This window comes from Microbacterium sp. S308A+ (genome assembly GCF_049800815.1).
Lineage (GTDB): Bacteria > Actinomycetota > Actinomycetes > Actinomycetales > Microbacteriaceae > Microbacterium.
In genome coordinates this window covers 336,976-349,785 of sequence record NZ_JBNAFT010000001.1, presented here as the reverse complement: position 1 = coordinate 349,785, position 12,810 = coordinate 336,976, and the positions used below count along the sequence as shown (strand labels likewise).

Sequence of the window (12,810 nt, the reverse complement as noted above, 5' to 3'; positions counted from 1 at the left end):
CTAGTCTCCCATGAGCGCGTGACGCATCGCGGCCACGACCTTCTCCTCCGCTGGCAGCGGGACGCCCACGTCGCCATGCAGGAAGATCCGGACCTGGAGCACCGCCTGGTGCAGGAGCATGGCGAGGCCGGGAACGGCATGGCCCTCGCCCCACGCCTGAGCGAGTGCGGACGGCCACGGAGAATATGCCACGTCGAAGAGCGTGCCGCCTCTTGCCGCGAGAGGACCGGCGACGGCGTCAGGGAGCACCGTCCCCCCGGGGAGTGCCGAGACGGTGAGGTCGACCACCCCGGCCGCCTCCGAGAACCCTCGGCCCGCCAGAGGCAGCCCGAGGGAGGCGGCGATCCGTGCGAGAGGAGGGATGGTCTCAGGACGACGTGCGCGCACCTCGACCTGCTCCGCGCCGAGCTCCGCCGCCGCCACGATCGCGGATGCGGTGGTGGCGCCCGCACCCAGGATGCGTACGGAACGTGCATCGGCGAGCCCCGCCTCGCTCAGCGCGCGGACGAGGCCTCCGACATCGGTGTTCCAGCCATGTCCGCGCTGCTCGCCGTCGAGGACGAGGGTGTTGACGGCGCCGGTCAGCTCCGAGTGGCGGTCTCTTGCCCGCGCCCAGCGGAACGCCTCCTCCTTCAGCGGCATGGTCAGCGACAGCCCGTGCCACTCTGTGCCCAGCCCTGCGACGGTGTCCTCGAAGCGAGCCGCCTCCACACGACTCCGGTCATACGTCCAGTCGAGACCGAGCACGCGATAGGCGGCGCGGTGCAGATCCGGGGAACGGCTGTGGCCGATCGGATCCCCCCAGACCGCGAGTCGCCGCGCTGCGCCGGACCCGGCGTCGGTCAGCATCCGGAGTCGGGGTTCGCGGAACACCACTCCTGCCACTGCTTGACGTAGCCGAGATGTTCCTCGTATGTGGTGCTGAACTGGGTCTCGCCGGTGTTGAGGTTCACCGTGACGAAGTACAGCCACGGCCCGTCGGCCGGGTGCATGGCGGCCTCGATGGCAGCGTCGCCGGGGTTCGCGATCGGCGTGGCAGGCAACCCTGCATGCACGTAGGTGTTCCACGGGTTGTCATCGTTCTGCGCCTGCTCCGAGGTGCTCACACTGCCGTCGTGTATCTCGCCGTAGCCGTACTGCGCGGTCGAGTCCATCTGCAGCTTCATGTCCTGCGCGAGACGGTTCGCGACCACCCGTGAGACCTTGCCGAAGTCGGCCGCCCCCGCCTCGCGCTCGATGATCGAGGCGATCGTGAGGACGCGCTCCTCGTCCCCAGCGGGAACGCCCGCGCTCGCAAGCGACTGTCGCGTACGGTCGACGAGCTTCGCGATGATGTCGGTGGCCGTGTCCTCGGGGGCGAACTCGTAGAGCGCGGGAAAGAGCCAGCCCTCGAGCGACGGCGCGTTCACACCATAGACCTTGGGGTCCGCAGCCGCGGCCGTGAACTCCTCGAGCGGCCTGTCCAGCCCCTCGGACAGCTTGGCGAGAATCTGGGCGACCGTGTTCCCCTCGTTCAGGAGGACCGAGTTCTCCTTCTTGTTCGCGGGGTCGTTCAGCGCGGCGAGGGCGGCGGCGGCCGACATCTTCAGCTTCAGCTGATAGACGCCCGGATAGAAGGTCTTCGCGATCCTCTCCGAGACCATCATGTCGTAGAAGACGCTCTTCGTCTTCGTCACCCCGGCATCGTAGAGCTTTGTCGAGATGTCGGCCCCGGTGTCACCGGCGCTGATGGTGATGAGGGCGTTGCCCGTGGCCTGCCCCTCCTCGTAGTCCTTCGAGGGGCCCCAGCCGAGAGCCTCGCTGATCTTGTCGCCGTAGGTGTTCCAGACCCAGACTCCTCCGGCGGCGAGACCACCGAGGAGGACAAGGACGATGAGAAGCGCCACGAGGCAACCGGTGCGCCGTCGGCGCGGCTTGGTCTCGTGCGAGGAGGCCTCCGACTCCTGCCGGAAGAGGTCGTCGATCGTCGCGTGCTCTCGCGGCTCCTCCCCCATCTCCGCCATGGGGGGGGAAGACTCGGACGGCGGTCGCCGATCCGCACCCGGCGCGACGGCGTCGAGCGGCCGCATAGCGGAGCTCGGCTCGCTCCCGGGGCCGGCGACCCCGGGAGCCGGCACAGGCTCCGCATCGAAAGGGCTTCGAGCGGGCGCCCCGTCAGAAACGGGCTCCGCCACGCCGTCGGGAACCGGCATCGCCGGGCGGCCATCCGCAATACCGGAGGCCTGCTCCCTCGCTGCCTGTGCGGCACGCTCCCGTACAGCCCGCCGAGATCCGGGCGCGGGCGGCTCCGTGCTCGGGCGAGGGGCCTGCGGGCGCGGATCGGGCAGCGAACCGAAGAGCTCGGAGAGAGAATCCGCTCCGGACTCGGGGGTGCGTTCGGGGCGCTCGGACATTATCGGGTTGTCTCCTCGTCGAGAGTCAGCAGGGCGCCGGTCGGGTATCCGACGCTCTTCTCGGTGTCGACGGCCTGTTGCAGCAGCACGACGGCGGCGACCTGATCAACAATGCCACGTGAGCCCTTCTGGGTGCGACCGGAGGAGCGAAGAGCGTGGTGCGCGCTCACCGTGCTCAATCGCTCGTCGACCAGACGGACGGGACGGCGGGACGCCGCGAGAAGCCCCGCCGCGAACTCCCGCGCGTCGGCGGTCGACGCGGTGTCGTCGCCGCGCATGTTGATCGGCAGTCCCACGACGATCTCCAGGGGGTCGTGCTCGATGACGAGATCCACGAGGCGGGCGATGGACGCCTCGTCGCGGGGCACCGTCTCGACCGGCACCGCGAGGAGACCGTCAGGATCGCAGCGGGCGACCCCGATCCTCGCCCGGCCCACGTCGACGCCGAGGCGAACGCCGCGTCGGAAACCGCTCACGCGCGCCGCAGCTCCTCTTCGATCGCCGAGAACGCGGCAGGCAGCGCCGAGAGGCTCGTCCCTCCGCCCTGGGCGACGTCGTCCCGTCCGCCGCCGCCTCCCCCGAGCGCTCCTGCGGCAGCCTTGGCCAGGATGCCGGCTTTCGCTCCCCCGGTGCGCGCCGCGTCGTTCGTCGCAACCACGACCATCGCCCGTCCGCCGACGACACCGGCGATCGCCGCCACGGCCGCATCGCCCATCGCGTCTCGGACGGCGGTCGCGACCTCGCGGACCTCGTCCGCCCCTGCCACCTCGCCCAGGTCGTGCGCCACGAGACGGAAACGTCCCACGGCCGTCGCCGTCTGGGCGATCGCAGGCACGCGTCCTGCGCGCTCCGCCGCCTCGAACCGTGCGATCCGCTTCTCCGCAGCCTTCAACTGCGCCGCCAGGTCTGCGATCCGCTCGGTCAGCTGGTCGCGGGGGGTCTTCAGCGCCGTGGTCAGCTGCGAGACGACCGCCCGCTCGGCGGCCAGCTCGCGGAACGCGTCCTGACCGACCAGCGCCTCCACTCGGCGATTGGAAGCACCGACCGAGGACTCGCCGACGAGGTTGATGAGCCCGATCTCCGCGCTCGTACGCACGTGCGTGCCCGCGCAGAGCTCACGGGACCACGGACCGCCGATGTCGACCATCCGCACGACGTCTCCGTATTTCTCGCCGAACAGCGCCATCGCGCCCGCGGCCTTCGCCTCGTCGAGCGAGACGATCCGCGTGGTGACCTCGAGGCTTTCCTGGACGGCGCGGTTGGCGATCTCCTCGATCTCGCTGCGAGTCTCAGGCGAGAGGGCCTGCCCCCAGGCGAAATCGAACCGCATGTACCCGGCCCGGTTCAGGGAGCCCGCCTGCGTGGCGGTCGGGCCGAGGGTGTCGCGAAGCGCGGCGTGGACCAGGTGGGTGGCGGAGTGCGCCTGCCGGGCCGCCCGACGGTTGGCCGCGTCGACGACCGTCGTGGCCGTGGCGTCGACGGACACGATGCCTTCTCTCACCTCCACGGTGTGGCTGATGAGGCCCGGGACCGGCCGCTGGACGTCGAGCACGTCGAGCACGAAGCCCGACCCGGTGATCGTGCCCTTGTCCGCGACCTGGCCGCCGGACTCCGCGTACAGCGTCGTCTCGGCGAGCACGACCTCAGCGATCTGGCCGGTCGTGGCGCTGGGCGTCGGCTGACCCTCGACCAGGATCCCGAGGACGGTCGAGTCGGTCTCCAGATCGTCATAGCCGAGGAAGGAGGTCTCGCCGAGCGCGCGCAGGTCCCGGTAGACCGAGACGTCCGCCAGCTGGCGCTTCCGGCTGCGCGCGTCGGCCTTGGCACGCGTCCGCTGCTCCTGCATCAGGGAGTCGAACGCGGGACGGTCCACGTTCAGCCCCGCCTCCTCGGCGATCTCCAGGGTCAGGTCGATCGGGAATCCGTAGGTGTCGTGCAGCAGGAACGCATCCGGCCCGCTCAGAGTCTTACCCCCGGCCTTCTTCGTCTCGTCGAGCGCGAGGTCGAGGATCGTCGAGCCCTGGGCCAGAGTGCGCAGGAACGTGTCTTCTTCGGCGAATGCTGCGGCCGAGAGCGAGGCCCATTCGGTCTCCAGCACGGGATAGGCGCTCTTCATCGCGTCCCGCGAGGTCGCGAACAGCTCGGGGAAGGTCGGCGCGTCCACCCCCAAGAGGCGCATCGACCGCACCGTCCGGCGCATGAGCCGGCGCAGGATGTAGCCACGGCCCTCGTTCGAGGGCCGTACACCGTCGGACAGCAGCATGAGCGAGGAGCGCACATGGTCCGCGATGACCCGGAAGCGCACGTCGTCCTGGGCATCCGCGCCGTACCGGCGACCGGAGAGCTCGACGGCGCGGTCGAGCACCGGGCGGACCTGATCGATCTCGTACATGTTCTCGACGCCCTGCTTGAGGAAGGCGACGCGCTCGAGGCCCATCCCAGTGTCGATGTTCTTCTGCGGGAGTTCCCCGACGATGTCGAACTCGGTCTTGCCTCGGACGTTCTCCACGAAGTCCTGCATGAACACGAGGTTCCAGATCTCCAGGAACCTCGTGTCGTCGACGGCGGGACCGCCATCCTTGCCGTAGTTCGGCCCACGGTCGAAGAAGATCTCGGAGTCGGGGCCGCCGGGGCCCGACTGACCGGTGTTCCAGTAGTTGTCGGCGCGGCCGAGGCGCTGGATCCGCTCCGGCTTGAGCCCGACGACGTCCCGCCAGATGGACTCGGCCTCGTCGTCGGTCTCGAAGACGGTGACCCACAGATCTTTCTCGTCGAACCCGAGGCCGCCGTCGGACTCCGACGATGTCAGCAGCTCCCAGGCATACCGGATCGCGCCTTCCTTGAAGTAGTCACCGAACGACCAGTTGCCCAGCATCTGGAAGAACGTGCCGTGGCGCGCGGTGCGACCGACCTCTTCGATGTCGTTCGTACGGATGCACTTCTGCACGTCGGCGATGCGCGAATGCGGCGCGGGCACGACCCCGGTGAGGTAAGGGACGAAAGGGACCATCCCCGCGACCGTGAACAGCAGAGTCGGATCGTCGCTGACCAGGGACGCCGAGGGGACGATGACGTGGTCGTTCTTCTCGAAGTAGGTGAGATAGCGCTGCGCGACTTCCGCGGTCTTCATAGGGGTACGAGGGTTCCTTGCGTTCGAAGCGAAGATCCGGCTCGGCCGGATCGAAGAGTGTCTGGTCTCGGGTCAGTCCTCGGGCACGGGCCCGGCGGACGAGAGCCGCGCCTCCTGCTCGCGGAAGGCGTCGCCGAGGATGCCGGTGAACTCGCTGATGCGCGCGTCGACCTCGTTGAGGATGTCATGCCCGCGCGGATCCTTGTTCAAGAAGTGCGCCGCGACGAAGCCTCCGATCACGCCGATCAGGAACCACAGCATGCTCTTCATGTCGTCACCTTTGTTCGGGCCGCACCGCACGGCCCATCCATCGTATGCGCAAAAGCCAGGAGGCGCCGGGGAATCCCGACGCCTCCTGGACGGCCGCGCTGCGACCGAGTCGATGTCCGTCTCGCTCAGCGGGCCGCGTAGTACTCGACCACGAGCTGCACATCGCAGGTCACGGGGACCTCGGCACGCTTCGGCCGGCGGACGAGGCGCGCCTGCAGCTTGTCGAGCTCGACCTCGAGGTAGCCCGGGACCGGAGGCAGGACATCAGCGTGACCACCGGCGGCGGCGACCTGGAAGGGCTCAGTGCCCTCGCTCTTCGGCTTGACGTGGATGAGCTGGCCCGGCTTCACACGGAACGACGGGCGGTCGACGAGCTGGCCGTCCACGAGGATGTGCCGGTGCACGACGAGCTGGCGGGCCTGCGCGGTGGTACGAGCGAAGCCGGAACGGAGCACGAGCGCGTCCAGACGCATCTCAAGCTGCTCGACGAGGTTCTCACCGGTCAGACCGTCCTTGCGGCGGGCCTCCTCGAACTGGATGCGCAGCTGCTTCTCGCGGATGCCGTATTGCTCACGCAGACGCTGCTTCTCGCGAAGGCGGATCGCGTAGTCGCTGTCGGCCTTGCGCTTGGTGCGGCCGTGCTCGCCCGGAGCGTAGGGACGCTTCTCGAGGTAGCGGGCGGCCTTCGGGGTGAGCGCCACGCCGAGAGCGCGGCTGAGACGGACCTTGCGGCGGTCCTGGGACTTCGTGACCACGAAGCATTCCTTCCATGACGCGGCCGTGACCATCACGGCTCGCGGACGTATCTCCTCGGTCCCGCCTCCGCGACGCGCACGCCGGGGCATGTCGCAGAGTGTCGAAGGGATGAGGGATGCCCGAAAACACGGTTTCGAGCCGATTCATCCTATCAGGCGCCCAGACCCCGGCACGTCGGCGATCGCTTCGCCCTCATCCCTCGTCGAGGATGCGACGGATCTTCTCCAGGCGCGCATGGACGTCACGCTCGGCGCCGAGCTGCTTGGGCGAGTAGTAACGACGGCCCCGCAGCTCCTCCGGAAGGTACTGCTGCGAGACGATGCCCGCCTCGGCGTCGTGCGGATAGACGTACCCCTTCCCGTGGCCCAGCCGCTTGGCACCGGAGTAATGGGCGTCGCGCAGATGGACGGGGACCCGACCGAATCCCCCCGCCCTCACGTCTGCGATCGCGGAGTCGATCCCGAGGTAGGCAGCGTTCGACTTGGCCGTCGTCGCCAGGTAGACGGTGGCCTCGGCGAGCGGGATCCGCCCCTCGGGCATACCGATGAAGGCGACCGCGTCCGCCGCGGCGACGGCGATCCCGAGAGCTTGGGGATCGGCCAGGCCGACATCCTCTGCCGCGGAGATCACCAAGCGGCGTGCGATGAAGCGGGGATCCTCCCCCGCTTCGATCATCCTCGCGAGATAGTGCAGAGAGGCGTCGACGTCCGACCCGCGGATCGACTTGATGAAGGCGCTGATCACGTCGTAGTGCTCGTCACCCTGACGGTCATACCTCAGCAGCGCACGATCCACCGCCTGCGCGACGTCGTCCGCGGTGATCGCAGGGGACACGCCGTCCTCGAGGCGCTCAGGAGCCGAGGCCACCGACGCCGCCGCCTCGAGACCGGTCAGCGCACGGCGCCCGTCGCCCGAGGCGAGGCGGATCAAGGCGGCGCGCGCGTCGTCCTCGAGCACGACCGATCCGTGGAAGCCGCGCGGATCGGTGACCGCGCGGTCCACGAGCATCCCGATGTCGTCGTCCGTCAGCGGTCGCAGCGTGAGCAGCAAGGATCGAGAGAGCAGCGGGGAGATGACCGAGAACGACGGGTTCTCTGTGGTCGCGGCGATGAGGATCACCCAGCCGTTCTCGACACCGGGAAGAAGCGCGTCCTGTTGAGCCTTCGTGAAGCGATGGATCTCGTCGAGGAAGAGGATGGTGCTCTGGCCATACAGGTCTCGCTGCGTGAGCGCCTCCTGCATGACCTCTCGAACGTCCTTGACACCGGCAGTGATCGCCGACAGCTCGACGAAACGACGGCCGGACGACCGGGCGATCGCCTGCGCGAGGGTCGTCTTGCCCGTCCCCGGCGGCCCCCAGAGGATCATCGACACGCTCGCGGCCGTCGCCGCGGACGCGTCCGCGAGCGTCACGATCGGCGATCCGGGGCGGAGCAGGTGCTGCTGCCCCGCGACCTCGTCGAGCGAGACCGGCCGCATCCGCACGGCGAGCGGCGTCTGGCCCGAGAGGAGCGGCGCGGAGGAGCTCATCGTTCCAGGCTAGCGGGCGGCGCCGACACGCTCGCGGTAGGCTCGTTCGAGCTTCGACAGGAGGACCGATGGCCGGACGACGCCCGACGAACGCCCGCGAGCGCCGCGCGCGCGTCGAGCAGGACCGCGCACGGACGCACTCGGCCCGTTCCCAGTGGCACAAGGGGGTCATCGCGCGGCGTGTGCGGGACAACACCGTCGCCGCCGTCGCCGGCGCGGTCATCGTGGTCTCGGCGATCGTCAGCCAGGCATTCCACGCCCAGGCGACCATGCCGGAGCCCGCTCCGTCGGTCTCGCCGACCCCGTCGCCCGTCGCCCAGCCGACCGAGCATGGCACGCCGACGCCTGCTCCCTGACCTCGTGCTCTGACGCTACGACGGAGCCGCATCCCTGCCCGTCAGCAGGGCGTACTAGGCTGAGCGTTGTCCTTTCCGCCTCCCGCGGCGACGCCGCGCAAGGAGTTCACCGTGTCTGCCGAAGAGCCCACGAACGTCCCCGTTCCCACCCCTCCGCGCGTCCCTCGTCCCCCGTCGGCCATCCGACCGGTTCCGATCGTCCCGGCAGCCCCGTCGACCTCTGCCGCCTCGGCGGACGAGGAGGCCTGGGGCCGTGCGGAGGAAGACGGCACCGTCTCGGTCCGCGAAGGCGACGGATGGCGCGTCGTCGGCCAGTACCCGGACGGCACTCCGGCCGAGGCGCTCGCGTACTTCGCTCGCAAGTTCGACGACCTCGCCTTCAAGGTGCGCACACTCGAACAGCGTCAACAGAGCGGCGGCGCCACCGCGAGCGATCTCGTGAAGCAGGCGCGTCATCTGGTGAACGAGGTCACCGACGCTGCTGCTGTCGGCGACCTGGCGGGGCTGCGCGCACGCCTCGAGACGCTTCTCGCCTCGCTCGCCGACGCGACGGAGGCGGAGGCCGAGGAGGCGAAAGCGGCTCTTGAGCAGGCGATCGCCGACCGCACTGCACTCGTGGTCCGCGCAGAGGAGATCGCCGGACAGGACCTCAGCTCGGTCCAGTGGAAGCAGGTCACGGCCGAGCTCACCGATCTCTTCGATGCTTGGCAGAGCCAGCAGCAGAACGGCCCTCGGCTTCCCAAGGGCGTGGCCAACCAGCTCTGGAAGCGTTTCCGGGACGCCCGATCGACGATCGACCGCCAGCGCCGCGCGTTCTACGCCGAGCTCGACGAGAACCACAAGGCCGCTCGGGAGACGAAGACCCGCCTCGTCGAGCGCGCCGAGGCCCTTGCACCGCGTGGTGTCGACGGCATCCCTGCCTACCGCGGGCTCCTGGACGAGTGGAAGGCCGCAGGCCGGGCGGGACGAAAGGCCGACGACGCCCTGTGGGCGAAGTTCAAGGCCGCCGGAGACGCGCTGTACGCGGCACGTGCCGAGCAGAGCGCGGCGGAGCAGGCCGAATCGGCGCCCCACATCGAGGCGAGGGAAGCACTGCTCGAAGAGGCCAAGGCCGTCGCGGACGAACCGAACCTGGGCAAGGCCCGCAGCCTCCTCACCCGCATCCAGCGGCAGTGGGACGAGGTCGGTCGGATCTTCCCGCGCGACAAGGAACGGGCACTCGACGACCGTCTGCGAGTGATCGAGCAGGCGCTGAAGGCTCGTGAGGACGTCGACTGGAAACGGAACAACCCGGAGACGAAGGCTCGCTCCAACGATATGAGCCGTCAGCTGCTCGAGGCGATCGAGAAGCTGGAGGCCGAACGCGAGGCCGCGGAGAGGTCCGGCGACGAGAAGGCGCTCAGGAGTGCGACCGAGGCGCTTGAGGCTCGTCGGGCGTGGCTCGACGCGCTGGGGGGCTGAGCGCAGGCCTCCACAATCGCGCTCTCTCCACAGGGCGGGGCTCCTCGGACTCCCGCCCTGTGGTGTTCCCGCATGCTGTTGGTGTGCTTCTCTCCCTTCCTCTCCTCGTTCCCGGTGAACGCCTCTCCCTTCCGGAGCTCTGCGCGGCGCGGCTAGACGGAGACGTCGTCGAACTCGGCGATCTCTACGCCCCGGCCGATCGTGTCGAGACCGCCCACCTGCGCGCCGCCTCGATCGCAGGTCGCCTCCAGGGACGCCCGGGGCTCGCGTTCGCCGGACCGAGCGCGGCATGGATCCACGGCGCAGGAGATCGCCCGCCGCCGTGGCACGAGGCCCAGCTGACCGGACGACGTGTCCGGCTCGCGGCTTCGCAGAAGCTCCTGCTGCACGAGACTCCGCTCAAAGCCGATCATCTGTTCCTCGGCGAGGTGCCGGTGGCCACGCCCGCGCGGACGCTGCTCGATCTCGTGCGGTGGTCGGTGCGGCGCCCCGTCGTCTATCCCTGGGCCGTCGCACTGGGGATCGTCCGCCCCGACCTCGTCGACACCGTCCGCTCCCTCCTCCGCCCTCCCGGCAGCGGCGCGACGACATCGCAGGCCGCTGAGCTGCTTGCGAGCCTCGAGCGGGAGGTCGCGGCAGGGCTCAGGACGACGTGACGCGATAGACGTCGTAGACCGCGTCGATCCGGCGGACCGCGTTCAGCACCCGATCCAGGTGTACCGTGTCGCCCATCTCGAACACGAACCGGCTGAGCGCGAGACGATCCGAGGTCGTCGAGACCGTCGCGGAGAGGATGTTCACGTGATGCTCGCTGAGCACACGCGTCACATCGGAGAGCAGTCCCGAGCGGTCAAGTGCCTCCACCTGGATCTGCACGAGGAAGACGCTGCGTGTGGTCGGCGCCCATTCGACGTCCACCAGCCGGTCCTTGTTCGCTGAGAGCGCCTTGACGTTGACGCAGTCCGCGCGATGCACCGAGACTCCGCTCCCGCGGGTGACGAAGCCGACGATCTCGTCGCCTGGCACGGGTGTGCAGCACTTCGCCAGCTTGACAAGGATATCGGCCGCCCCGCGCACGAGGACGCCCGAATCCCCTTCCCGGGGAATACGGCTCCGTCCCCGCGCAGGAAGGTCGATCGCTCCGGTGTTCGTGTCTTCCTCGCCGGCGGCGACGAGCGCGGTGACCTTCTCCAGCACCGATTGCGTGGACACATGCCCTTCGCCGACGGCTGCGTAGAGCGCCGAGACGTCCTCGTAGCGCAGCTGCCGGGCGACCTCCGCGAAGGAGTCCTGGCTCATCAACCGCTGAAGGGGCAGGTTCTGCCTGCGCATCGCCCGGGCGATCGCCTCCTTGCCCTGCTCGATCGCCTCCTCGCGACGCTCCTTGGTGAACCAGCCACGGATCTTGTTCCTCGCCCTGGTGCTCTTGACGAAGCTCAGCCAGTCCTGGCTCGGGCCCGCATCCGGGTTCTTGGAGGTGAAGACCTCGACCACGTCGCCGCTCTTCAGCGTGGTCTCCAGGGGCACGAGGCGGCCGTTGACCTTCGCGCCCATCGTGCGATGGCCGATCTCGGTGTGAACCGCGTACGCGAAGTCCACCGGCGTCGCGCCGGAGGGAAGCCCGATCACCCGGCCCTTCGGGGTGAAGACGTAGACCTCCTTGGCACCGATCTCGAAGCGCAGCGAGTCGAGGAACTCACTGGGATCGGCGGTCTCCGCCTGCCAGTCGGAGATGTGCGCCAGCCAGGCCATGTCGGTGTCCGACGCCCGCGGTTCGGCGCGCCCGCCGTTCATCCGCTCCTTGTACATCCAGTGCGCGGCCACGCCGTACTCGGCCTGCTGGTGCATCTCGTGCGTGCGGATCTGGATCTCGACCGTCCGCCCTGCGGGCCCGATCACCGTCGTGTGCAGCGATTGGTACAGGTTGAACTTCGGCGTCGCGATGTAGTCCTTGAACCGTCCGGGCAGCGGCGTCCACCGCGCGTGGATCGCGCCGAGGACCGCATAGCAGTCGCGGACGGTGCCGACGAGCACGCGGATGCCGATGAGGTCGTAGATGTCGTCGAACTCGCGACCGCGGATCACCATCTTCTGGTACACCGAGTACATCTGCTTGGGGCGGCCCGCGACCTTCCCACGGATGCGGAGGTCACGGAGATCTGACTCGACCGCCTCGACGACCTCGCGGATGTACTTGTCGCGCTGCGGGGTACGCTGCGTGATGAGACTGTCGATCTCGGCGTAGATCTTCGGGTGCAGCACGGCGAAGGAAAGGTCCTCGAGCTCGGACTTGATCGCCTGGATCCCGAGGCGATGCGCGAGCGGCGCATAGATCTCGAGCGTCTCGGTGGCCTTCCGTGCCGCCTTCTCCGGCGGCACGAAGCCCCAGGTGCGAGCGTTGTGGAGTCGGTCGGCGAGCTTGATGATCAGCACTCGGATGTCTTTGGACATCGCGACGATCATCTTGCGCACCGTCTCGGCCTGCGCGCTCTCGCCGTACTTGACCTTGTCGAGCTTGGTCACGCCGTCGACGAGCATCGCGACCTCGTCGCCGAAGGTCGCGGTCAGCTCGGTCAGCGCGTAGCCGGTGTCCTCGACCGTGTCGTGCAGAAGCGCTGCCGCGATCGCGCGAGGCCCGAGGCCGAGCTCGGCGAGGATCTGCGCCACCGCCAGCGGATGGGTGATGTAGGGCTCTCCGCTCTGACGCTTCTGCCCCTCGTGCTTCTCCGCCGCGACGGCGTAGGCACGCTCGATGATGGCGAGGTCCCCGCGCGGATGGTTCTGCCGCACCGTGCGGACGAGGTTGTCGAGGTCGTTGATCCGCGGCGCGCGCGAGAAGATCCGCGGCACCAGTCGACGCAGGCTCGACCCCTGGACGGCACTGGTCTCACTCATCCGGCCTCCTCCCCCGAGG

General features: G+C 69.0%; 11 protein-coding genes. 3 read left to right on the top strand and 8 right to left on the bottom strand.

The features are described 5' to 3' along the window. From ACP15J_RS01625 to ACP15J_RS01595, 7 genes are all read right to left on the bottom strand, one after another. The gene (locus ACP15J_RS01625; RefSeq protein ID WP_424935769.1) at nt 1-876 is read right to left on the bottom strand and encodes a shikimate dehydrogenase; all 876 of its coding nucleotides are present in this window, start codon (nt 874-876) and stop codon (nt 1-3) included. Next, the gene (gene mltG / locus ACP15J_RS01620; RefSeq protein WP_424935770.1) at nt 843-2,003 is read right to left on the bottom strand and encodes an endolytic transglycosylase MltG; all 1,161 of its coding nucleotides are present in this window, start codon (nt 2,001-2,003) and stop codon (nt 843-845) included. The genes ACP15J_RS01625 and mltG overlap by 34 nt, the downstream gene beginning before the upstream one ends. A 389-nt stretch (nt 2,004-2,392) precedes the next feature. Continuing rightward, entirely contained in the window at nt 2,393-2,869 is a 477-nt protein-coding gene (ruvX, locus tag ACP15J_RS01615; RefSeq protein ID WP_424935771.1) for a Holliday junction resolvase RuvX, read from the bottom strand. After that, complete coding sequence (gene alaS / locus ACP15J_RS01610) at nt 2,866-5,523, bottom strand: alanine--tRNA ligase (RefSeq protein WP_424935772.1); 2,658 nt, start codon at nt 5,521-5,523, stop codon at nt 2,866-2,868. The genes ruvX and alaS overlap by 4 nt, the downstream gene beginning before the upstream one ends. Before the next feature lie 72 nt (nt 5,524-5,595). Then, nucleotides 5,596-5,793 carry a hypothetical protein gene (locus ACP15J_RS01605; protein WP_424935773.1) on the bottom strand — a complete coding sequence of 66 codons (198 nt, stop codon included), beginning with the start codon at nt 5,791-5,793 and terminating at the stop codon, nt 5,596-5,598. Nucleotides 5,794-5,918: 125 nt separating this feature from the next. Continuing rightward, on the bottom strand, nt 5,919-6,548 hold the full coding sequence (gene rpsD / locus ACP15J_RS01600) for a 30S ribosomal protein S4 (protein ID WP_424935774.1): 630 nt from the start codon (nt 6,546-6,548) through the stop codon (nt 5,919-5,921). Between the two features lie 193 nt (nt 6,549-6,741). Next, on the bottom strand, nt 6,742-8,079 hold the full coding sequence (locus tag ACP15J_RS01595) for a replication-associated recombination protein A (protein ID WP_424935775.1): 1,338 nt from the start codon (nt 8,077-8,079) through the stop codon (nt 6,742-6,744). Nucleotides 8,080-8,147: 68 nt separating this feature from the next. On the opposite strand from ACP15J_RS01595, the gene ACP15J_RS01590 reads away from it, so the two are divergent. From ACP15J_RS01590 to ACP15J_RS01580, 3 genes are all read left to right on the top strand, one after another. After that, a complete protein-coding gene (locus ACP15J_RS01590) occupies nt 8,148-8,435 on the top strand; it encodes a hypothetical protein (protein WP_424935776.1) in 288 nt (95 codons plus the stop codon). Between the two features lie 111 nt (nt 8,436-8,546). Continuing rightward, nucleotides 8,547-9,896, top strand: a complete 1,350-nt coding sequence (locus ACP15J_RS01585) for a DUF349 domain-containing protein (RefSeq protein WP_424935777.1) — start codon at nt 8,547-8,549, stop codon at nt 9,894-9,896. Nucleotides 9,897-9,979: 83 nt separating this feature from the next. Continuing rightward, nucleotides 9,980-10,552, top strand: a complete 573-nt coding sequence (locus tag ACP15J_RS01580; protein ID WP_424935778.1) for a hypothetical protein — start codon at nt 9,980-9,982, stop codon at nt 10,550-10,552. On the opposite strand, the gene ACP15J_RS01575 is transcribed toward ACP15J_RS01580, so the two are convergent. Then, nucleotides 10,539-12,791 carry a RelA/SpoT family protein gene (locus ACP15J_RS01575; protein WP_424935779.1) on the bottom strand — a complete coding sequence of 751 codons (2,253 nt, stop codon included), beginning with the start codon at nt 12,789-12,791 and terminating at the stop codon, nt 10,539-10,541. The two genes, ACP15J_RS01580 and ACP15J_RS01575, sit on opposite strands and share 14 nt — an antisense overlap. Nucleotides 12,792-12,810 lie beyond the last annotated feature (19 nt).